Consider the following 20956-nt stretch of genomic DNA (forward strand, 5'->3'; position numbering starts at 1 on the left):
CCGGATCCGGTGGCCCGGTCGGGGGTTCGGGTCGGGGAACATCCGCGGGCGGGTCGCGGTTGTATCCCCCGTACGACCGCAGCAGCGGGCGACATCACCGGCCTGTCCCGGCGTTTGTGGCCGGATGGGTGTGGTGTCCGGTTTCCGGGTCGTGATCGACTCGGCCGGGTGGGCGGATCCGTGGAATGCTCACCACCCGCCGACGGTTGTATCCCCGGTACGACCGCAGCAGCGGGACAGCCCCTCCGGTTTCCCCACCGAGAGCAGGGCATCCTCTTCTCTCCCGTTTTCGACCCACGCTCCCTGTCGGGGGTGTTCGGGTCTTTCATCCCCGGAAAATGGAAGGCGACCATCATGACTTTCGTCAACCGGTGGCTACCGGCCATCACCGAAACCCCGATCCGTAAGACCGCGCTCGGCATCGCCGGACTCGCCGTCGTCGGCGGCGCGATCGCCGGCCCCGCCGTCACCATGGGCACCCCGGCACCGTCGATGGACATGACCCCCACCGCCGTGACCCAGCAGATCGGCGACCTGGACAAGGGTCAACCGTCGAAGGTCCTCGACGTGAACTACGAACCGCAGTCGACGTACTTCTACTGCGCCCCGGCCGCGACCCGGATCGCACTGTCCGCGCAGGGACACACCCCCAGCCAGGACGACGTGGCCCGACAGCTGGGCACCACCGAGGCCGGCACCAACTCGGCCGAGGACACCACCCGCGTGCTCAACAACGCCGGCGGCAAGGACTACCACACCGTCGCCATCCCGGACGAGACCGCCAAGCCCGCCGAGATGGACCGACTCCAGGTCGACGTCGTACACGCCATCGACAACAACCGGCCGGTCGTGGCCAACATCAAGGGCACCGCGGTCGACACCGACGGCATGGCCCACTCCTACGAGGGCGGGCACTACCTGACCGTCGTCGGCTACGACGACCACGGCCGCAAGGTCAAGATCGCCGACCCGGCCGAGCCGAACCACAGCGAGTACTGGATGAGCACCATCAACCTCGCCAACTGGGCCGCCGAACGCGGCTACTCCGCCTGACCGACAAACCCGCACCACCACAAACGGGCCGGCTCCCCACCACGGGGAGCCGGCCCGTTCCGTCGTACCGCGTCACCCACCCACCCCCACCGGGTCGGTCGGCCGGCCGGGCGGTGGGTCTGTGGCGGGTCGGTCAGTCGGTCAGTCGGCCGGGCGGTGCTCGGCGAACCGGACGATCAGCCGGGAGACCACGATGGCGTAGCCGACCAGGACCAGGGCGAGCAGTGGCAGCAGGCTGACCGGCTCGGTGGCGACCACGGTGACGGCGACGACCAGGACGACACCGAGCGCCGCGAGGACCAGCCGCTGTCGGGGCAGCCGCCCCAGGGAGATCCGTTGCAGGGCAAGGCCGCAGCCGATCCAGGCGCAGAGCGAGACGGCCACCAGCAGACGCAGGATGCCGGGCAGTTCGCCCGCACCGGCGGCCACGTCGCGGACGATCTGTCCGAGGGCCCACCCGAGCAGCAGCAGGGCCGCTCCGAGCACCCCGTGCACCGCCGAGTAGCCGACTCCGGCGCGGAGCCGACGACTGCTCAGCCCGATGGTCACGAAGGTGGTGTAGACCCACCACACCGAGGCCGGAATGGCGAAGGCGACGGCCGCGCTCAGCACGGTCGTCGGCGTCGGGTGGCCCGGTACCGCGTCCAACAGGTCGGTCAGGCTCACCCCGAGCAGGATGATGGTGAACTGGCCGATCCGTTCGGGCAGGTGCAGCGGGTGGACCGGATGCCGGACCAGTCGGCGGCGGCCGAGCCACGGGGTCAGCAGCTCGATGGTCAGCGCGACGATCCAGAGCAGCGGTCGGACGTCCACCGGGGTGGCCAGCGACGCGGCCCAGAGCAGCCAGCCGGTGCCGAAGCCGACCAGGTAGACGGTGGTCAGCTCCCGTACGCCGGGACTGGTGCCGCGGACCCGGAGGTAGAGCACGAGCAGGGTGCCGCGTACGACGAGGTAGCCGATCGGCAGGAGCAGGGTGGTCGGCGCCTCCTCGGCGCCGATCGCCATGGCGCCGGCGCCGAGCATGCCGACGAGTACGGCGAGCCGGTGCGTGAAGTCGTCCGGGTCGAAGCGGGTGTCGTAGAACGCCTGCCCGCCCCATGCCCACCAGACGACCGCAAAGAGCCCGGCGGTGTAGAGGATCTCCCCGGGCGACGGGGTCGCGTCGTGCAGACGTTCCTGCACGGCGACCAACGCCAGCACAAAAACCAGGTCGAAGAAGAGTTCCAGCCAGCTGGCGTGGCGTTCCTCCTCCTCAAGGCTCGGTAGCGCGGACGGTTCGAGTCCCCAGCGGGCGGCCAGCCGGGGCGGGCGTGGTCCGGCGCGTCGGCGGGACGTCTCCGGAGCCTCCCGACGGCGCACCCGGGGAACACGGCGACTCAGACCGGGTACGCCCCGGCGGTGCCGGTTCGGCGTACCCGGTCCGCCCGCGTCCTCCCGCTCCGAGCTCACAGGCGGTAATCATCTCGGTTCGCCGTCCGGACCGGGACGCAAATCACAGACCCGCCCGCCGTACGCGTGGACGTCGCACAACATGAGAAGTTTTAGGGGGAAAAAGAGCTGGTTGAGGCTTTAATCCATCAGCCGTTCGGCTAGATTTCGCGGATACGAACGGGCTAAGGTGATGACCTGAACGGGCCACACACCACGTGCCCCGCCCACAAGCCACGAAACACGAACCAGGAACCACACGCGCTCGGTGCAGGGAGGACCACCATGACCGCGACCACCAACCGGCAAGTAGTCACACCCGACACCACCCCGGCCCCGGCACCCGACCCGGCCACCCTCACCGACAGCGCCACCAACCTCCTGCACACCCTCGCCGCCCTGCCCACCAACCACCCCGACCGGGCAACCCTGCGCGAGAAGACCATCGAAGCCTGGCTCCCCCTGGCCAACCACCTCGCCCACCGCTACAGCGGACGCGGCGAACCCACCGACGACCTCATCCAGACCGCCGCCATCGGCCTCATCAAAGCCATCGACAAGTACGACCCCACCCGCGGCGTCGACTTCGCCGGCTACGCCATCCCCACCATCATCGGCGAACTCAAACGACACTTCCGCGACCGCACCTGGGACATCCGCGTCCCCCGCCGCCTCCAGGAACTCCGCCTCGCCATCAGCGAAGCCAACAGCAACCTCCTGCAGACCCTCGGCCGCTCCCCCACCGTCACCGACATCGCCACCCACCTCAACCTCACCGAGGAAGAAGTCCTCGAAGGCCTCGAAGGCGCCCGCGCCTACAACGCCGTCTCCCTGTCCACCCCCACCGGCGACGGCGACCGCACCACCGAACTCGGCGACCTCCTCGGCACCGACGACAACGAATACGAACTCGCCGAACTCCGCGTCGCCCTCGGCCCCGCCCTCGCCACCCTCGACGAACGCGAACAGAAGATCCTCACCCTCCGCTTCTACGGCAACCTCACCCAATCCCAGATCGCCGAACAGATCGGCGTCTCCCAGATGCACATCAGCCGCCTCCTCACCCGCGCCCTCACCAAACTCCGCACCCAACTCGCCGACACGTACTGAGCGAGCGTGGGCCGGCTGGTCGCCAGGGGTCCCGTACACCGCGTGTCGGGGGGCCGCCGCCGTACGCCGGACCCGGGTAATCACGGCCGCGTAGCAGGTCCGGCGTCCGGTACTCTGTACGGGCTGGCGGGCTGTTAGCTCAATAGGCAGAGCAGCTGACTTTTAATCAGCGGGTTCTGGGTTCGAGTCCCAGGCGGCCCACATCAGAGGCCCAGGTCACCGGCATGATGCCGGGGCCTGGGCCTCCGCCGTGGAGGCTGGTGCCATTGCCCGGGCGACACGTCGACCCCGGTCCCGGCGAGGTCGGTGAACGTCACCCCATCGAGAGTGGATCATGAACGATTGGCTGATCCGTGCCGTACGGCGCGCGGATCTGGACAGGCTGACCGAGCTGGCGGGGTCGAGGGAGCGGGCCGAGGTACGTCTCCAGGCCGCCGAACGGGGCAACGAGGACATGCTCGTCGCCGTCGTCGCCGAGGATGTCGTAGGGGTGGTGAGCCTCCGGTGGCTGGACGGCTGCGACGCACCGAATCCGTGGCTGTACGGGCTGGCGGTGGTCCCGTCGGCCCGTCGTCGCGGAATCGGACGTGCGCTGGTCGAAGCTGGCCAGGCGACAGGCGCGGTGCGCGGCGCCGACATGATGAGCCTCGACGTGGATGTCGACGATGATGCCGCCGTCAGGTTCTACGAGCGGTTGGGCTACGTGATCGTCCGCCCGCACGAACACCACTGGCGGGCGATCGACCCGCGTACCGGCGGGATCACCGGTGAAGGAACGGCAGCGACCTGGATCATGCGTCGTCAACTTCGTTGAACGCGACACGGACCCCTCGCGGCACGGACACCGGAGGTGGCCCCGCTGACGACGTGGCACGGACACCGGAGGTGCCCCGCCTCGGTGACGGACGGCGACCGACCCGAGTGCGGCCGGGCTGCCGACGACGGCGACGGGACCGCGACGGAGGCGGACGGAGCGCCCGGCACCAGAAGGCCGCACCTGGTCCCGGAACCAGCCGGTACGACTAGCATTGTCCAGGTCATGCTGCTGCGGGTGCTTGGGCCGTTCGAACTCGAACTCCACAGGGGCGAACCGGTCGACCTCGGTGGCCCCCGCCAGCGCGCCGTACTCGCCCTGCTGCTCTCCGCCCGTGGCGAGGTCGTCTCCGTCGACCGGATGATCGACGACCTGTGGCGGGGCGAGGCGCCGCCCCGGGCCATCGCCTCACTGCAGGCGTACATCTCGAACCTGCGTCGCCTGTTGGAGCCGGAGCGGGAACGCCGGGCACCGGCCCGGCTGCTGGTGACCGCCCCGCCCGGTTACGCGCTCCGGGTGCCCACCGACGCCGTCGACGCCTGGCGGTTCGAGAAACTGCTCGCCGAGGCACGGTCGGTCAGCGACACCGAACCGGTCCGCGCCGGCCGGCTGCTGCGCACCGGTCTCGAACTGTGGCGCGGCAGCCCGTACGCCGAGCTGACCGGGGAGCCGTGGGTGCAGCCGGAGGTGACGCGGCTGGAGGAGCTGCGGATCGTCGCCCGGGAGCTGCTGCTCGAAGTGACCCTGCGTACCGGGAGCGCCGCCGAGGCGGTACCGGAGGCGGAGGCGCTGACCAGACAGGCACCGCTGCGGGAGGAGAGCTGGCGGCTGCTGGCGCTGGCGCTGTGGCGTACCGGTCGGCAGGGTGAGGCGCTCGCCGCGCTGCGCCGGGCGCGCGCGACCCTGGCCGAGGAGCTCGGCCTGGACCCGGGACCGGCGCTGGTCGAGGTGGAGAACGCGATCCTGGGCCAGCGCCTCGACCTGCTGCCGGCCCCGGCAGGGACGACGGCGACGGTGCCGGACGACGCCGCTGTGCCAGCACGCCCGGCGTCACCGCACGGCCGACCGCCGACCGTCGCGGCGCCGGAGGAACTGTTCGTCGGGCGGGAGGCGGAGCTGGCGCAGCTCGCGGAGAGCGCGGCCGAGGCGGTTGCCGGCGGACCCGGGATCGTGCTGCTCACCGGGGAGGCCGGCGCAGGCAAGACCAGCCTGCTGGCCCGGTTCCGGCGGGACCTCGCCGCCCACGGCTGGCTGGTCGCCGTCGGCCGCTGTCCGGAGGTCGACGGCGCGCCACCGGCCTGGGCGTGGGTCGAAGCACTCCGGCAACTGGCCAGGGAGGCGCCACCCGGGGACCTCGCCCCGGCGCTCGCCCCGCTGCTCGACGACAGCGATCGTGACCTCGGCGGCGACGTCGCCGCCGGCCGGTTCCGGCTGCACCGCGCCGTCGGCACCTGGCTACGCGCCGCCGCGGGCCGTGGACCGGTCGCCATCCTCCTCGACGATCTGCACGCCGCCGACGCCGAGACGCTGCTGCTCCTGACCAGTGTCACCGCAATGACCGACGTGGCCGTCCTGTTCGTCGCCGCCTTCCGACCATCCGACAACCACGAGCGGCTCGCCGAGAACCTGGCGGCGCTGGCCCGGCTGTCCCCGCGACGGATCCGGCTGGACGGGCTCGCGGCCGCCGACGTGGAGCGCCTCATCGGGTCGTTCACCCGGACGACCGTCGACCCGGACACGGTCGCCGCGTTGACCGAGCGGACCGGCGGAAACCCGTTCTATGTCCGGGAGGCGGCCCGGTTGCTCGCCTCCGAAGGGGCACTCGTAGCCAGGTCCGAGGTGCCGGCGGGAGTCCGCGACGTACTGCGCCGACGCCTTTCCCGGCTGCCGCAGCCGGCGGTCGCGGTGCTGCGCCTCGCCGCCGTCGCCGGGCGGGAGGCGGACGTGGAGACGCTGGTCGGGGCCGCCGACGCCGGCGAGGACACCGTGCTCGACGCGCTGGAGGCCGGTCTGGTCGCCGGGCTGCTCACCGAACCGGCGCCGGGGCGGGTCCGGTTCGTGCACGACCTGGTCCGCGACACCCTCTACACCGACATCTCCCAACTGCGCCGCTCCCGTCTGCACGCCCGGGTCGCCGCCTGCACCCGTCGGCTGCGCCCCGACGACTACCCGGCGCTGGCCCACCACTACGCCCGCTCCGCGTCGTCGGAGACCGCACGGCTCGCGGTCGACTACGCGGTCCGCGCCGCGAGCTGGCCGAACGGCGCTACGCGTACGACGCTGCGGTCGAACTGCTGGGCAGCGCCGTGGACAGCGCCGCGGCGGTCACCGGGGACCGGGACGCGCTGCGGGTGGATCTGCTGGGCCGGTTGCTCCGGGCCCAGGCCCGGGCCGGCGCGGTCGCCGCCGCCCGCCGGACCCGTGCCCACGCTGTCGAGGTCGCCGCCGCCTCCGGCCGCGACGAGCTGCTGGTCTCGGCGTTCACCGCGTGGAAGGTCGCCACGCCGTGGCTGATCCGGGCGTACGGCGTCGTGGAGCACCGGGTCGTCGAGCTGCTCACCCGGCTGCTGGCCAGGGACGACCTGACCCCGGTCGACCGCTGTCGACTGCTGGAGGCGCTGACCAACGAGCTCGACGGGGAGTCGGATCCACGTGGCCCGGCGGCCGGGCTGGAGGCGTTGACCATCTCGCGCGGCTTCGACGATCCCGAGCTGCGGGCCCTCGGGCTGGCCGCCCGCCTCCGTACCCTGCGGTTCGACCGGGAGGCGCGGCAGCGGCGGGAACTGGCGCGGGAACTTCGCGACCTCGCCACCAGGCACGGCCTGGTGACCTACCAATGGCTGGCCGAGCAGGCGCTCAGCCAGAGCGCCGCCGCGCTCAACCAGCCGGAGGAGCTACGCGCCAGCATCGACCGGCAGGCGGCGATGGTCAGCACGTACCAGCTCAACGAGGCGAAGGCGATCGGTCTCGCCACACAGGGCGCGTTCGCGCACATCGCCGGAGACTTCGTGACGGCGCAGCGCCGCTACGACGAGGCCGCCGAGCAGATGCGGCGACAGGGTTCGCTGCACGCCGACGCCCTCCGCTACTACGCCACCGCGACGCTGCTGATCAGCCAGCGGCGCCTCGGTGAGCATCTGGAGCCGACCCGGGCCGCACGGGAGATGTTCGGCCCGATCGTCGACGACCTGCTGGCGCTGGCACTCGTCCAGAGCGGCAGGCTCGACGAGGCCAGGGCGGTGCCGGTCGGCGTCCACCCCTACCGTCCCGACTACTTCCAGTCGACGCTGCTCACCGTACGGGCGATGGTCGCCGTGGCGCTGGACCGCAGGGATCTGGCCCAGCCGGTCATCGACGGGCTGCTGCCGGTCCGTGCACAGTTGGCCGGCTTCTCCAGCAGTGCGATCACGCTACGCCCGGTCGCGTTGACCCTCGGCGAGCTGTTCCGACTCCAGGGCCGCCCGGAGCTGGCGGCCTGGCACTTCCGGTTGGCGGCCGAGGTGGCCCGCCGGTGGGAGGCGCCGTACTGGCTGGCGGAGGCCGAGTCCGCGCTCGCCGCCTGACCGCGCTTCCCGGTCCGGGCTCGTCGCCTGACCGCGCTTCCCCGTCCGGGGTGCCGCACAGCGGGGCGGCGCGCGTTTGGTGATCTCCAAGTCGGCTGCAAGTCGCGTCGGGCAGGCTTCCACGGGCGGCGCCGGCGCAGGATCCGACGCCCCACGACATCAGAACAGTCATACCGGCAGCACCCCTCGGAAAGGTCGCAGTGAATCCCCACCACAACGAACCCATGGCCGACGTACGCGACATGTACATGGCACACGCCAACCTCCGTCGTGAGATCAGCCTGCTGCCGAAGCTCGTCGAAGGTGTCGCTCCCGGTGACACCAGGCGCGCGGAGGTCGTCGGTGCCCACGCCGAGCTGGTGTGCGGCGTCCTGCACCAGCACCACGAGGGCGAGGACCTGCTGCTCTGGCCTCGGTTGGCCGAGCGGGGCGGTGCGGAGGCCGAGGCCGTCGTTCCCGTGATGGAGGCGCAGCACCACGCCATCGAAGGAGCCAACGCGGAGGTGTCCCGGCTGCTCCCCGGCTGGCGGGCCACCGCACAGGGTGGTGTCGAACTCGCCGCCGCCTTCGAACGGCTGCGCGCCGCACTGATCGAGCACATGGCGATGGAGGAGAGCGAGATCCTGCCGCTGGCGGAGAAGTACGTCACCGCCGCGGAATGGAAGCAGATGGGCGAGCACGGAATGCGCGCGACCCCGAAGAAGCACCTCCCGGTGATCGTCGGCATGACGATGTACGAGGGGGACCCCGAGGTGATCAAGGGAGTTCTCGCCGAGGCTCCGCTGCCGGTCCGGCTGCTCATGCCGATCATCGGTCGGCGCGCCTACGCCGCCCACGCCAAGCGTGTGCACGGCACCGCGACCCCGCAGCGCTTCTCCACCGCCGCACGCTGACCGATAACCGGAGGACCACCGTCGGATGGCGGTGGTCGAGCCGCGGACGTCGGTGGCCGCCAACGGCAGGCGGTCCCGGCCGTGGCATTCCGCCATCGGCGGCTGAGCCGTACCGCAGAGGCGGTCACCCGCCGCACGCGGCGTAACCGATCGACGGCCTGCCGCACCACCATGACGGTGCGGCGGCCCGGTCGGGCCGGGCGACGTGCGGGGTCAGTTCGTCGGCAGCCGGTCCACCAGTTTGTCGGACTGGATCGGCAGCTCGCGGACCCGGATCCCGGTGGCGTGGTAGACCGCGTTGGCGACCGCCGCCGCCGAACCGACGATCCCGATCTCACCCAGTCCCTTGACGCCGAGCGGGTTGACCCGCTCGTCCGGGTCGTCGACCCAGCCCGCGTCGATCTGCTCCACGTCCGCGCAGGAGGCGATGTGGTACGTCGCCAGGTCCCGGTTCACCCAGTCGCCGAAGCGCTGGTCGAGTGCCCCCTCCTCGTGCAGGGCCATCGACAGTCCCATGGTCATCCCGCCGATCAGCTGGGACCGGGCGGTCGTCGGGTTCACCACCCGTCCGGTGGCGAAGACCCCCAACATCCGGGGGACCCGTACCTCGCCGCTGTCCATGTCGACCCGGACCTCCACGAAGTGCGCGCCGAAGGCGTACCGGGCGTACCGGGGCTGTTCCGCCGCCTCGGTCATGGTGTCCACCCGAACCGTCAACCCGTCGGCCGGCACGGTGCCGCCGTGCTGCTCCTGGAGTTGCCGACGCAGCGTCCGGCACGCCTTGTCCACCGCCCAGCCCCAACCGGCGGTACCGAACGATCCGCCGGCGACGAAGGCAGCCGGCAGGTCGCTGTCGCCGATGTCGACCGTCACCCGCTCACCGGGTACGGCCAGCGCGTCGGCGGCGATCAGCCACAGCGCCGTCCGGGCGCCGGTACCGATGTCGGTGGCGTTGATGCCGACCTCGTACGTCCCGTCCGGGTTCACCCGGGCGCAGGCATGCGCACCGGCTGCCCGGGCCGGGTAGATCGCCGAGGCCATCCCGGTGCCGACCAGGCAGCGGCCCTGTCGACGGACCCCCGGGGCCGGGTCCCGGTCCGCCCAGCCGAACCGGCGGGCGCCCTCCCGGAGACAGGCGACCAGGTTGCGGCTGGTGAACGGCAACCCCTCCTCCGGGTCGACCTCGGTGTCGTTGCGGATCCGCAACTCGACCGGATCCGTCCCGCAGGCCACCGCCAGCTCGTCCATCGCACACTCCAGCGCGAACGAGCCCGGACACTCCCCGGGTGCCCGCATCCAGGACGGCGTCGGTACGTCGAGCCGGGTCACCCGGTGGGTGGTCCGCCGGTTCGGCGCGGCGTACAGGCTCCGGGTCAGCACCGCGGTCTGCTCGGTGAACTCGATGCTGGTGGAGGTCTGGCTGATCGCGTCGTGGCAGATCGCCGCCAGCCGCCCGTCGGCGTCGGAACCGAGCCGGACCCGCTGGATGGTCGGGGTGCGGTAACCGAGCGGTCCGCAGATCTGCTGTCGGGTCAGGGCCAGCCGCACCGGCCGGCCGAGGTGCCGGGCCGCCATCGCGGCCAGCACCGGGGTGCAGCGCGGCGAACCCTTGCCGCCGAAGCCGCCGCCGACGTGCGCGGAGATCACCCGTATCCGGTCGACGGGCAGGTTGAAGAGCTGGCCCAGGGTGTCCCGGACCAGAGTGCCGCCCTGGCTGCTGTCATGCACCAGCAGCCGCCCGTCCAGCCACTGCGCGGTCGCGGAGTGCGGCTCCATCGGGTTGTTGTGGTACGCCGGGGTCCGGTACGTCTGGTCGAGCTGGACCTCGGACGCGGCGTACCCGGCCTCGAAGTCGCCGAGCCCGGTGTCGGTCGGGTACGACGGGTTCACCTTCTCCGGTTTGTACAGGCCCGGATGGTGTTCGGTGAGCAGGCTGCTGTGCGGTTCGGTGTCGTAGTCGACCCGCAGCAGCAGTGCCCCCTCCCGGGCCGACTCCAGGGTCTCGGCCAGCACCAGTGCCAGGAACTCGCCCCGGTAGTGCACCTGCGGGTGCTGCAACAGGAAGAGTTCGCTGCTCGCGGTCGACTGCAGTCGGGGGGCGTTCTCGTACGTCAGCACGTCCAGGACCCCCGGTTCGGCGAGGGTCGCCGTCGGGTCGATCCGGACGATCCGGCCCCTGGCCACGCTGGACTGCACCGCCCAGCCGTAGACCATGCCGTCCGCCGGGTACTCCGCCGCGTACCGGGCGGTGCCGGTCACCTTCGCCGGCCCCTCCAGCCGGGGGTGGGCCTGGCCGATCCCGACCGTCGAAGCGCTCACGTCCTCACCTCGCTGCGCTCGGCGCCGCCGTGAGCTGTGGGGCGGAGTTGGCTGGTTCGCTCGCTGCGCTCGCTCACGTCGTCACCTCGCTGCGCTCGGCCAGCTCGGTCAGGGTCCGGACGGTCAGGTTGCGGATCAGGGGGATCTTGAAGGCGTTGTGCGACAGCGGTCGGGCCGCCGCCAGTTCCTCCTCGGCGGCGAGTCGGAAGGTCTCCTCGGTGGCGGGCCGGCCGCGCAGGGCGTCCTCGGCAATTCGGGCCCGCCAGGGCCGGTGCGCGACCGCGCCGTACGCGATCCGGACGTCCCGGATCAGCGGGCCGTCCAGGTCGAGTGCGGCCGCGACCGAGCCGAGGGCGAACGCGAACGACGCCCGGTCCCGGGCCTTCCGGTACGTCGACCGGCGTGCGAACGGCAGCGCGGGGAGCCGTACGGCGGTGATCAGGCCGCCCCGGGCCAGCGTGGTCTCCTGGTCCGGGCGGTCCTCGGGGAGCCGGTGGAGGTCGGCGAGCGGGATCTCCCGGGGACCGGTCGGTTCTCGGACCTCGACCACCGCGTCCAGCGCGGCGAGCGCGACCGCCAGGTCGGACGGGTGGGTCGCGACGCACTGCGGCGACCAGCCGAGAATGGCGAGGTCGCGGTTCTGGCCCTCGATCGCCGAGCAACCGGTACCGGGTTCGCGTTTGTTGCACGGCCGGCTGACGTCCTGGAAATAGACGCAGCGGGTACGTTGCAGCAGGTTGCCGCCGATGGTCGCCATGTTGCGCAGCTGCCCGGTGGCGCCGGCGAGCAGCGCGCGGGACAGCACCGGGAAGTCCCGGCGGACGGTCGGGTGCGCGGCCAGGTCGCTGTTGCGGACCGTCGCGCCGATCCGCAGCCCGCCGTCGGGCAGCGGATCCACCGAGCCGAGCGGGAGTCGGGTGACGTCGACCAGCAGCCTGGGGCGGGCCACCCCGAGTTTCATCAGGTCGACGAGGTTGGTGCCGCCGCCGAGGTACGCCGCCTCCGGCTCGCCGGAGACCAGCGCCACCGCCTGGCCGGGGTCGAGCCCGCGTTCGTACCGGAACGCCCTCATGACGGGGGACTGATCTGGGACATATGCCCAGATTACTGGGAAATGTGGAGTCTGACCGGCTACTCGTAGCGCCAGACCCGCACCTCACGCTCGTCGGCGTGACAGGCGACCACACCCGGCACCACCGCGCAGAACGAGAGGGCGTGTGGGACAACGTCCAGGGTCCGGACAGCCGTCGCTCCCGGGGCGAGCAGCCCCAGCCAGGTCTGCCGCGTGTCGGTCTGGCGACGCAGCAGCAGCGGCGCCGGTTCCGACGGGGAACTGTCGGCCTCCCGCCACGCCGTCAGATCGGCCACCGTCCGGCCGGTGCCCGGGTCGACCACCCGGTGGACCCGGGGCTGTTCGTCGGACACGACCAGACCCGATCCGCTCGGCTGCAGCGATCCCGTCCTGGCCATCCGCCAGGCGACCGCACCGGTGGCCGGATCCCGTACCTCGACGCCGTTGTCGGGATCGCTCGTGCAGAGCATCGGTGCGCACACCCCGAAGTGCGGGCTGTGCAGGTCGGGTTTCGTCGCCTCCCACAGCCGCTGCCCGAGGTCCGTCGAGTACGCGGCCAACCCGGCGTCCCGTCCGGTCCGACTGAGCAGGAGAACGTCACCGAACTGTGCCGCGTACCGGACCGGCGGGACGGACCGGTCGAGCGACCAGCGGACCGCCCCGGTCCGGGGATCACGCAGCTCCACCCCGCCCTCGCGCGGGCTGACCAGCACCACCGGCTCCCGGCCGCCGCCGGCCGGCAGCGCGATCGCGGCGGAGACCAGCGGCGTCCTCCAGAGCACCGCCCCGGTGGCCAGGTCGACCACCTGGGCCGTCACCCCGATCGACTCCGCCGTGTAGGTGGTGCCGTCGGAGGCGACGTGCAGCACGGGCGCCGCAGGCACCGGCTCGCCGGGCTCGAACCGGGACTCCGGCGGGAAGACGTCGTTGGTGACCAGTGCCGTACTGGTGCCGGGAAGCGCCGTCAGCCAGTCGGGGAAGGACCAGAGCGGGCGGCCGGTCACGGCGTCCAACGCGGTGGTCCGGACCGACCGGTCGCCGGGATCGTTGCTGGTGGACAGCAGCAGCCCAGGTGCCTCGGACAGCTGGAGAGGTTCGCCGGCCGGCTGCGGAACACTCCAGATCCGCCGTCCCGTCAGGTCGTACGCGGCGATCCTGGCCTCCCCGCCCGCCGGCCGGTCGGCCACGTAGAGCCGGTCCCCGGTCAGCAGGAAGCGGTCGTCGACCGTCAACGGCACGGCGTACACGTCCCGCAGCGGCGACGGTGCCGGCGGGGCGGCTCCACCGGCGGTGAGCGCCAGGGCACCGACCAGGGCCAACGCGGCGGCCCGCCAGCGGTGTGCCGGCAGTGCCAGTGGCCGGCCCTCGTCCTCCACCGGCGGGTCGTACCGGTCGCTACCGAGGTCGATCACGACGGTCCCGTTGTCGTCCATCCGACCTCCGCGTCGATCCGACCGGCCGCCGTGCGGTCGTCCGCAGGACCGCCGGTGGCGTCCGGCCCGGCGCGTCGGGCACCGTCCGGAATGGTCGCCGGCTCGGCGTGCCGTCCGCACCCCGGGTCGGCCCATTATTCGTCATCAACCCGGCCAGCGGGATCCCGCCGGTCCGGCCGGGCGACTGACGGCGGGCGGCGGGTCAGAGCGGAGCGGCGGCGGTTGCGGTCGGCTCGTCGGCGGCCGGGACGACGTCCGCCACCACCAGGGTGACGTTGTCCGGCGCGCCCGCCTGGTGAGCCAGCTTCACCAGGTGGTTCGCGCACTGCTCCCGGTCCGGGTAGCCGACCAGCACCAGCGCGATGAGGTCGTCGGTGACGACGTCGGAAAGCCCGTCGCTGCAGAGCAGCAGCCGGTCACCCGCCGCCACGTCCAGTACGGCGACCGCCGGATCCAGCAGTTCACCCTGCACCACCCGGGTCACCAGGGAACGCTGCGGATGGTGGCGCGCCTCCTCCGGGGTCAGCCCGCCCTGGTCCACCAGCGTCTGGACGAAGCTGTCGTCCCGGGTCAACTGCCGCAGTACGCCGTCGCGGAGCAGATAGCCACGGGAGTCGCCGACGTGCGCCACGGCGAGTCGCCCACCGTGCAGCAGCATCGCCGTGACGGTGCTGCCCATGCCCCGGGTCGCCGGGTCGGCGTCGATCACCGCGCTGATCCGCTGGTTGGCGGTGCGGACCGCCTCGGCCAGCGCGGTGAGCGGTTCCCGTTCGTCAGCGGCCTGCTCGATCGGCGCCAGCGCGGTGATGACGATCTCGCTGGCGACCTCGCCGGCGGGGGCGCCACCCATGCCGTCCGCGACGGCGACCAACCGGGCGCCGGCGAAGGCCACGTCCTCGTTGTTGGCCCGGACCAGACCAGGGTCGCTGACGGCCAGGCTGCGCAGGATGAAGCTCATCCCCAGAGCTTGCCCCGCGACCGCGCCGATGTCTCTACGCAGTACTGCGTAGGGTGGACGCCATGATGCCGGTGTCGATGGTGGGACGCGCCGGCGAACTGGCCGAGTTCGCCCTGGCCTGGGCCGCCGTCGCCGGCCAGTCCCGCCCGCCCGGCGCCAGATCCGCCGCCGGTCAGCGCTCGTCGGGCGCCCGGTCCGCCGCGCCGGTCACCGGCCAGTCCCGCGCAGTGGTCGCGGGCCAGTCCCGCTCGTCGCTCACCGGCCAGTCCCGCACGCTTCGCGCCCGGTCCGCCACCGGCCGTCCCCGGGCGACCGGCACGGTGGTGGTCACCGGTGACGCCGGGGTCGGCAAGAGCCTGTTGATCGCCGCCGCGCTGGACGGGCTGGCGCCCCGACCGGCGACCATCCTGACCGGCGCCGCCCGGCTGCACAGCCCGGCCCCGTACGACTGGCTGGCCGCCGTGCTGAGCGGTCGGGACACCCGGGACATGCCGTTGCCCGCCGACGCGCTCGCCTGGCTGGCCCAGCACCCGAACACCCCCCGGGAGCGGTACGCCCCGGACGCCCTGCTGCGGCTCGCCGTGCGCACCGTACGGGCACTGGTCGGCACCGGCCCGGCGGTTCTGGTGGTGGAGGACCTGCACGCGCTCGACCCGGCCAGTCTGAACCTGATCGGTGAGCTGGCCACCGCGTCCGACCTGCCGGCCCTGCTGGTGGTCGCGAGCCGGCCGGCGGAGACGGCGGTGTCCCCACCGATCGTCGAGGCGACCCTGGCCCGGCTGGCCGGAGCACCCGGCGCGGTACGACAGCACCTCGCCCCGCTGGCCGTCGAGGACGTCGCGCAGGTGCTCGGCCAGGTCTACCCCGGTCCGGTCGAGGTGCCGGAGGACGTGGTGCTGGCGGTGTGGCGACGTACCAGGGGAAATCCGTACCGGCTGATCGAACTGCTGGCCACCGAGGGCAGGCGGGGAGTGGCGGAACTGGCCCGGGAGGTGCGGCCGGCGCCGGCCCCGTCGGTACGACCGGCCGCGCTGGTCGAGGTGACCGGCCGGGACGTCGAACTGACCGGACGGGAGGTCGAGGTGCTCGCCTGCCTGGCCGCCGGGATGTCCAACAAGCAGGTGGCCCGGTCGCTCGGGATCTCGGTCCGGACGGTCACCGTGCACGTGTCGAACCTGCTGCGCAAGACCGGCTCCGCGTCCCGGACCGAGGCCGCCCTGTGGGCGGTCCGGCAGCGGGTGGCCGACCCGGCGCGGCAGGGATGACGGCCTCCGACGGGCCGGCGGTCGCCTCCCCGGCCCGCGGACCGGGCCGACGGCCGGTCACCGCCACCCGGCGCCGGGCGGGCGGGGGGAGAGTTCCCGCCAACTGTCCGTGCCGGCCAGCAGGGCGCGGATCGTCTCGTACGCCGCTTCCTCGGTGTTGAACTCGTAGAACCGGGAGATCCCCTCGGCGCCGCCCGCGCGCTGTTCCACGTGCCACTGGTCGGCGTCGGCCCGTAGGTAGACATCGCGCCGTGCCAGGCGTCCCCACTTGCCGTTCCACCAGTGCTTCCGCTGCTCCACGACGGGAGCTTATCGAACGTACGTTCGAGTAGATCCCCGGGTCGGGGAAATCCGTCGCGGCGGGCCGGCCGTGCCTCGGCCGGCCCGTCCACGGCGGCGCGGGTCAGGGGCGGCGGGGCGCCGGCGGGTAACCCTGGCCGTACGGTTCACCGGGGTGACCCGGTTGCCCCGGCGCCGCTCCCGGGTGCTGGCCGGGGTGCTGTCCCGGCACCCGGCCGGCGGCGACCAGTGCGTCGCGGATGTCGGTGAGCAGCTTGATCTCCTCGCTCGGGGCGGCCGGCGGCGGTACCTCGCCGCGCTTGCGCCGCTCGGCGAGCTTGTTCATCGGGAAGACCACGAGGAAGTAGAGGACGGCCGCGGTCATGAAGAACGTGATGACCGCGTTGACGAACGCGGCCCAGTCGATGAGGACGTCGTTGGGCAGCTTCCACTTGCCCGCCGTGATCGCCGTGCCGCCGCCGATCAGGCTGATCAGCGGTTTGAGGAACGCCTCGGTGAACGCCGTGACCAGGCCGGTGAAGGCCGCGCCGATCACCACGCCGACCGCGAGGTCGACGACGTTGCCACGCATGATGAAATCTCTGAAACCCTTGAGCATCCGCGCCTCCGTGAGGGGTGTCGTTTCCGGGGTGTCGCCGATGGACAACCTATGCCCAGGGCGGCGTACTCGATCACGCGTGTCCCGGTCGTCGAATCGACGCCCGGCGGTGCCGCGGGTGTGGCCGGCCGCCCGGAGGTTTCGGCCGCCGATTGTCCGGCGTGACCGCTGCGGACCGTCCGGCGGCGGCGCGGGATGCGGATCGTCCGGCGCGGCGCGGCGCGGGATGCGGATGGAACGGCGTATACCGCCGAGACCGGGAGAATATCCGCATTACTAGGATCCTCGGCCATGATCATACTGCGTCGGTCCATCGGAGTCCTGTTAGGACTGATGGCCGCCATTGTGCTGCCGGGCACTCCACCGGCGATCGCCGACGAACCCGGCGCCGAACCGCCCAAAGTGGAGCTCGTGCTCGACGTGAGCGGTTCGATGCGGGCGAACGACATCAACGGCCGTAGCCGGATCTCCGTCGCCCAGCAGGCGTTCCGCGAGGTGGTGGACGCGCTGCCGGACGAGACCCACCTCGGCATCCGGGTGCTGGGCGCCACCTACCCGGGCGACGACAAGGAGAAGGGCTGCCAGGACACCCAGCAGATCGTGCCGGTCGGCCCGGTCGACCGGGAGCAGGCCAAGGGCGCCATCGCCGGGCTGCGACCCACCGGATTCACCCCGGTCGGACTCGCACTGCGCGGCGCGGCCCAGGACCTCGGTACCGGCGGCACCACCCGCCGGATCGTTCTCATCACCGACGGTGAGGACACCTGTGCGCCGCCCGACCCCTGCGAGGTGGCCCGGGAACTGGCCGCCCAGGGCACCCATCTGGTGGTCGACACACTCGGTCTGGCCCCCGACGAGAAGGTACGTAAGCAGCTCGTCTGCATCGCCGCCGCCACCGGCGGTTCGTACACCGCGGCACAGAGCGTGGAACAGCTCACCGACCGGATCAAGCAGCTGGTGGACCGGGCCAAGGACACCTACACCCGGACCCCGGCGATCGTCGCCGGTGCCGGTGAGTGCGCCAAGGCGCCGCTGCTCACCCCCGGCGTCTACACCGACCGGGAACGGTTCTCGGAACACCGGTGGTACCGGGTCGCGGTCCGGCCCGACCAGGAGCTGCGGGCCTCGATCAGCGTGGGTCTCGACCGCCCGCTGAACCGGGACTACGGCGTACTGCTGCGGGCCACCGCCGCCGACGGACGGGAACTCGTCCGGGGCACGGACGCCGGCAGCGGTCGTACCGACGTGCTCTCGGCCGGGCTGCGCTGGTCGGCGACGGATCCGGAGGAGGAGGTCGACGAGGAGACAACCGACGAGGAGGAACCGACAGCGACCCCCACACCCACGGTCTGCCTGGTGGTGAGCAACTCGTTCTCCGCACCGGGCCCGGTCGACGCCCAGACACCGGGAATGCCGGTCGAACTGACCATCGACGTGGTGGAACGTTCGCCCGCCCCGAACAGCCCGGGCCTGGGCCGGGGCTGGCTGCTGCTCGGCGTACTCACCGTGGCCGGGCTGCTCACCGGGCTGCTGGCCGGCTGGCTGACCCGCTGGTGGGTGGCCACCTGGAGGGAGAACTCGTGAACCCGACCATGCTCCGCCGTGCCGCGCTGCCGTTGCTGGCGGTCACCGCCGGCCTGCTGCTGCCGGCCGCCCCCGCTGCCGCCGCCCCGACCACACCCACCCCGTCACCCGGTGCGGTCACCGTGACCAAGGCCGGCACCTCGTTCCTGACCGCGACCGGGATCTCGGCCGGCCAGCCGGTCAAGGTGGCCGCCTCGACCGGCGACTACCTGTACTGGTCATTCCCGGCGTCCGCCGGCGAGACCAACAGCATCACGGTCACCGTGACACTCCCGACGACGGGCGGCCGGCACGGCGCCGCCACCTGGACCGTCGACGTCTTCGACGGGCTCCGCCGCCGTCAGGCCTGCACCGCCGGGGCGCAGACCCCGAGCGTGGGGAAGGACGACCCCCGGGTGGCGCTCGGCTGCACGCTGCGTACCGTCCGTCCGTGGGCCGAACCGTGGTCCGGTGACCCGCTGCCCGGCACGTACTACGTACGGCTCTCCGCCACCGATCTGCCGGAGCAGGACCTCGGACTCCCGGTGCAGGTGGAACTGCTGGTCAGCACCGTGGACGACGGTGGGACGGCGCTTGAGGACGGCAGGCTGAAGGCGCCACTCGTACCGGCGGTCGAACCCGGTGCGGTGCTGGCCGACGGCGCCACCCCGCAGAGCGCCACCCCGCGCCCCGACGCGTCCGGCCAGGCGGGAGGCGCCACCGGAGCGGACGACGGCTGGTTCGACGGGTGGTTCGACGGCTGGTTCGACGGGTTCTCCAGCCGCTGGATCTGGACCACGGCCGGAGGGATCCTGGCCGCAGTCGCGGGTGTCGTCGGCTTCGGCCTGACCCGGCGGCCCCGCCGCGTCGCCTCGCGCTGACGATCCGGCCGGGCCCCCCCCCCCCCCCCCCCCGGCCCGGGCGGCCCGCCCCCCCCCCCCCCCCCCCCGGGGGGGGGCCGCCCCCCCGCCCCGCAGGCAGGCCGACCGGGTCAGCCTGCGGGAAGATCCCGAACGCCCGTCAGGGGGGCGGAAAGCTCGTGCCCGTCATCCGGATGGAAAGGCGACAGCGCCCGTCAGCCGGGCGGGAGGTCTTCGGCGCCGGACCGTTGGAGCGGTCGGTGCCCCGGTCAGCCGCCCGTGATGGCGCCGCCGGCCACCGCCTCGTCGACCGACGGATAGGTGTGCAGCACCTCCACCAGCCCGCTCACCTCGAGGATCCGCAGCACGCCCCGACGCGGCCCGGCCAACCGCACCACGCCGCCGGCCTCGTCGGCGTTGTTCCGGGCACGGACGAAGACGGAGAGTCCGGTCGAGTCGCAGAAGGTCAGGTCGGCCAGGTCGAACACCAGTCGGATGTGGCCCTTCTCGAGCAGATCCGTGACCTGGTCCTGCAACCCCGGCGCGGTGGCCATGTCGAGTTCGCCCGCCACCGAAACGACAACAACGTCGGCGCGTTCTTCGATGTGCACCGTCAGGGACATTCGCGACCTCCTGGGATATCGGTCGAACCGTACTCCACAACCGGGCCGGTACGCACCGTGGGCGTTGGGGAGCCAGCGGCCGGGATGAGGTTACCCTGACCGCCGTCATGCGGCTCGGACGTGTACGCCTGGTGAGGACACGGAGTGGCGGAGCCGCAGCCGGACGATCCGGGAGTCGGCCGGGATGTCGTAGACGATCGCCCCGGTCACCCGGTTGCCGGGGTTGAGTTCGCCGAGAAACGTCGCCTGGTCGGCGTTGGCCAGCAGCCCCGCCCGCCGGTCGACGCCGAACCGCTGCCCCGTCGGCCCGTACGCGATCTGCAGGCTGTCGTCGAAGACCGTCGGCCCGGCGCCGAGGTTGCGGATCACCAGCCCGACCACGCAGAACTGGCCCGCCGCGAGGTCCCGGATGAGCGGGTCGCCCACCTCGGCGAGACCACACCGGATCTGGCGTACCCGGAATTCGAGGTCGCCGTCCCGGGCGGGCTGGTCCAGGCCGACCAGTTGCCGGTCCCGCCCGCGTAGCCCGCTGTACAGCTCCGGTCCCCAGGCCAGGGCGATCACCGCGGCCGCCACACAGCAGCAGGAGAGCAGCGCGGCCACGATGCCGAGGATGAACCACCACCGCCGGTCCGCCGGCCGGGCGAATTCGGGTACCGGCCCCGACGGCGTCTCCGCTTCCGTCCCCGATCCTGCCGATCCCGCCGCCGGGCCCGACCCGGGTTCCGCCGTCGACGGGTGCGCCTGCTCGGCCGCGTGCGGCGACCAGGACACCGGGTGCGGGTATCCGCTCAGTGGTGGGGTGCTGGCCGGGGTCTCCGGGGTGGACCAGTCCGGCGCGTCCACGGACCGGCCGGCGGTCGGGTCGGGCATCGGTTCCTGGTCCGGTCCCTCCGGCGGCGCCGGGTCGATCGCCCAGTCCCACGGGCGGGTACCCGCCTCGGTCGGTTCCTCGGTCCCTGGTCCGGTCGGGTACGCCGTCGTCGGTTCCTCGCCGCCCGATGACCCGGCGGATCCGGCACCGGGCTGGTGCGGATCATCGCCGGGCTGGTCGGGCCTGGTCATCGCGACCCCCGTCTTGTCGGCAGCGTTCGGACAAATACT

17 protein-coding genes and 1 tRNA gene are annotated in these 20956 nt (G+C 72.5%); 9 read left to right on the top strand and 9 right to left on the bottom strand.

Going from position 1 to position 20956, the window contains the following annotated elements:
* Window positions 1-354 precede the first annotated feature (354 nt).
* Entirely contained in the window at window positions 355-1053 is a 699-nt protein-coding gene (locus V1633_RS21745; RefSeq protein ID WP_331216224.1) for a C39 family peptidase, read from the top strand.
* Between the two features lie 141 nt (window positions 1054-1194).
* On the opposite strand, the gene V1633_RS21750 is transcribed toward V1633_RS21745, so the two are convergent.
* Window positions 1195-2502 (bottom strand): low temperature requirement protein A, encoded by a 1308-nt coding sequence (locus V1633_RS21750; RefSeq protein WP_331216225.1) that lies wholly within the window; start codon window positions 2500-2502, stop codon window positions 1195-1197.
* 264 nt (window positions 2503-2766) lie between these two features.
* On the opposite strand from V1633_RS21750, the gene V1633_RS21755 reads away from it, so the two are divergent.
* The 5 genes from V1633_RS21755 to V1633_RS21775 all read left to right on the top strand — a co-directional run bounded on the left by V1633_RS21755 (window position 2767) and on the right by V1633_RS21775 (window position 8861).
* Window positions 2767-3591, top strand: a complete 825-nt coding sequence (locus V1633_RS21755) for a SigB/SigF/SigG family RNA polymerase sigma factor (RefSeq protein WP_331216226.1) — start codon at window positions 2767-2769, stop codon at window positions 3589-3591.
* 128 nt (window positions 3592-3719) lie between these two features.
* Window positions 3720-3792: transfer RNA gene (locus V1633_RS21760), tRNA-Lys, on the top strand.
* 133 nt (window positions 3793-3925) lie between these two features.
* On the top strand, window positions 3926-4405 hold the full coding sequence (locus V1633_RS21765) for a GNAT family N-acetyltransferase (RefSeq protein ID WP_331216227.1): 480 nt from the start codon (window positions 3926-3928) through the stop codon (window positions 4403-4405).
* 225 nt (window positions 4406-4630) lie between these two features.
* On the top strand, window positions 4631-6919 hold the full coding sequence (locus V1633_RS21770; RefSeq protein ID WP_331216228.1) for a BTAD domain-containing putative transcriptional regulator: 2289 nt from the start codon (window positions 4631-4633) through the stop codon (window positions 6917-6919).
* A 1273-nt stretch (window positions 6920-8192) separates the two neighbouring features.
* On the top strand, window positions 8193-8861 hold the full coding sequence (locus V1633_RS21775) for a hemerythrin domain-containing protein (protein WP_331216229.1): 669 nt from the start codon (window positions 8193-8195) through the stop codon (window positions 8859-8861).
* Window positions 8862-9074: 213 nt separating this feature from the next.
* Here V1633_RS21775 and V1633_RS21780 read toward each other — a convergent pair whose 3' ends face one another.
* The 4 genes from V1633_RS21780 to V1633_RS21795 all read right to left on the bottom strand — a co-directional run bounded on the left by V1633_RS21780 (window position 9075) and on the right by V1633_RS21795 (window position 14643).
* Window positions 9075-11180: a xanthine dehydrogenase family protein molybdopterin-binding subunit gene (locus V1633_RS21780; RefSeq protein WP_331216230.1), complete on the bottom strand. Its 2106-nt coding sequence runs from the start codon at window positions 11178-11180 to the stop codon at window positions 9075-9077.
* Window positions 11181-11253: 73 nt separating this feature from the next.
* The gene (locus V1633_RS21785; RefSeq protein ID WP_331216231.1) at window positions 11254-12252 is read right to left on the bottom strand and encodes an FAD binding domain-containing protein; all 999 of its coding nucleotides are present in this window, start codon (window positions 12250-12252) and stop codon (window positions 11254-11256) included.
* Between the two features lie 59 nt (window positions 12253-12311).
* Window positions 12312-13685: an outer membrane protein assembly factor BamB family protein gene (locus tag V1633_RS21790; RefSeq protein ID WP_331216232.1), complete on the bottom strand. Its 1374-nt coding sequence runs from the start codon at window positions 13683-13685 to the stop codon at window positions 12312-12314.
* Window positions 13686-13887: 202 nt separating this feature from the next.
* Window positions 13888-14643 carry a PP2C family protein-serine/threonine phosphatase gene (locus tag V1633_RS21795; RefSeq protein ID WP_331216233.1) on the bottom strand — a complete coding sequence of 252 codons (756 nt, stop codon included), beginning with the start codon at window positions 14641-14643 and terminating at the stop codon, window positions 13888-13890.
* Between the two features lie 62 nt (window positions 14644-14705).
* On the opposite strand from V1633_RS21795, the gene V1633_RS21800 reads away from it, so the two are divergent.
* A complete protein-coding gene (locus V1633_RS21800) occupies window positions 14706-15908 on the top strand; it encodes a LuxR C-terminal-related transcriptional regulator (RefSeq protein WP_331216234.1) in 1203 nt (400 codons plus the stop codon).
* A 57-nt stretch (window positions 15909-15965) separates the two neighbouring features.
* Here V1633_RS21800 and V1633_RS21805 read toward each other — a convergent pair whose 3' ends face one another.
* Together V1633_RS21805 and mscL are read right to left on the bottom strand one after the other, a co-directional pair.
* Entirely contained in the window at window positions 15966-16208 is a 243-nt protein-coding gene (locus V1633_RS21805) for a hypothetical protein (RefSeq protein ID WP_331216235.1), read from the bottom strand.
* 103 nt (window positions 16209-16311) lie between these two features.
* The gene (gene mscL / locus V1633_RS21810; protein WP_331216236.1) at window positions 16312-16806 is read right to left on the bottom strand and encodes a large conductance mechanosensitive channel protein MscL; all 495 of its coding nucleotides are present in this window, start codon (window positions 16804-16806) and stop codon (window positions 16312-16314) included.
* A 291-nt stretch (window positions 16807-17097) separates the two neighbouring features.
* Here mscL and V1633_RS21815 point away from each other — a divergent pair, with 291 nt between their 5' ends.
* Entirely contained in the window at window positions 17098-18390 is a 1293-nt protein-coding gene (locus tag V1633_RS21815) for a VWA domain-containing protein (protein ID WP_331216237.1), read from the top strand.
* An 8-nt stretch (window positions 18391-18398) separates the two neighbouring features.
* A complete protein-coding gene (locus tag V1633_RS21820; protein ID WP_331216253.1) occupies window positions 18399-19250 on the top strand; it encodes a peptidase in 852 nt (283 codons plus the stop codon).
* Between the two features lie 248 nt (window positions 19251-19498).
* On the opposite strand, the gene V1633_RS21825 is transcribed toward V1633_RS21820, so the two are convergent.
* Entirely contained in the window at window positions 19499-19852 is a 354-nt protein-coding gene (locus V1633_RS21825; protein WP_331216238.1) for an STAS domain-containing protein, read from the bottom strand.
* Between the two features lie 105 nt (window positions 19853-19957).
* Window positions 19958-20917 (bottom strand): DUF4352 domain-containing protein, encoded by a 960-nt coding sequence (locus V1633_RS21830; RefSeq protein WP_331216239.1) that lies wholly within the window; start codon window positions 20915-20917, stop codon window positions 19958-19960.
* Between the last annotated feature and the right edge of the window lie 39 nt (window positions 20918-20956).

This window comes from Plantactinospora sonchi (assembly GCF_036422035.1).
Classification (GTDB): Bacteria; Actinomycetota; Actinomycetes; order Mycobacteriales; family Micromonosporaceae; genus Plantactinospora; species Plantactinospora sonchi.

Excerpts from the sequence above, each read along its gene's own strand:
- V1633_RS21800 (WP_331216234.1), top strand. The coding sequence starts at position 14,706 with ATGATGCCGGTGTCGATGGTGGGACGCGCCGGCGAACTGGCCGAGTTC.
- V1633_RS21830 (WP_331216239.1), bottom strand. The coding sequence starts at position 20,917 with ATGACCAGGCCCGACCAGCCCGGCGATGATCCGCACCAGCCCGGTGCC.
- V1633_RS21825 (WP_331216238.1), bottom strand. The coding sequence starts at position 19,852 with ATGTCCCTGACGGTGCACATCGAAGAACGCGCCGACGTTGTTGTCGTT.
- V1633_RS21815 (WP_331216237.1), top strand. The coding sequence starts at position 17,098 with ATGATCATACTGCGTCGGTCCATCGGAGTCCTGTTAGGACTGATGGCC.
- V1633_RS21795 (WP_331216233.1), bottom strand. The coding sequence starts at position 14,643 with ATGAGCTTCATCCTGCGCAGCCTGGCCGTCAGCGACCCTGGTCTGGTC.
- V1633_RS21820 (WP_331216253.1), top strand. The coding sequence starts at position 18,399 with ATGCTCCGCCGTGCCGCGCTGCCGTTGCTGGCGGTCACCGCCGGCCTG.
- mscL (WP_331216236.1), bottom strand. The coding sequence starts at position 16,806 with ATGCTCAAGGGTTTCAGAGATTTCATCATGCGTGGCAACGTCGTCGAC.
- V1633_RS21765 (WP_331216227.1), top strand. The coding sequence starts at position 3,926 with ATGAACGATTGGCTGATCCGTGCCGTACGGCGCGCGGATCTGGACAGG.
- V1633_RS21790 (WP_331216232.1), bottom strand. The coding sequence starts at position 13,685 with ATGGACGACAACGGGACCGTCGTGATCGACCTCGGTAGCGACCGGTAC.
- V1633_RS21775 (WP_331216229.1), top strand. The coding sequence starts at position 8,193 with ATGGCCGACGTACGCGACATGTACATGGCACACGCCAACCTCCGTCGT.
- V1633_RS21770 (WP_331216228.1), top strand. The coding sequence starts at position 4,631 with ATGCTGCTGCGGGTGCTTGGGCCGTTCGAACTCGAACTCCACAGGGGC.
- V1633_RS21785 (WP_331216231.1), bottom strand. The coding sequence starts at position 12,252 with ATGAGGGCGTTCCGGTACGAACGCGGGCTCGACCCCGGCCAGGCGGTG.
- V1633_RS21755 (WP_331216226.1), top strand. The coding sequence starts at position 2,767 with ATGACCGCGACCACCAACCGGCAAGTAGTCACACCCGACACCACCCCG.
- V1633_RS21745 (WP_331216224.1), top strand. The coding sequence starts at position 355 with ATGACTTTCGTCAACCGGTGGCTACCGGCCATCACCGAAACCCCGATC.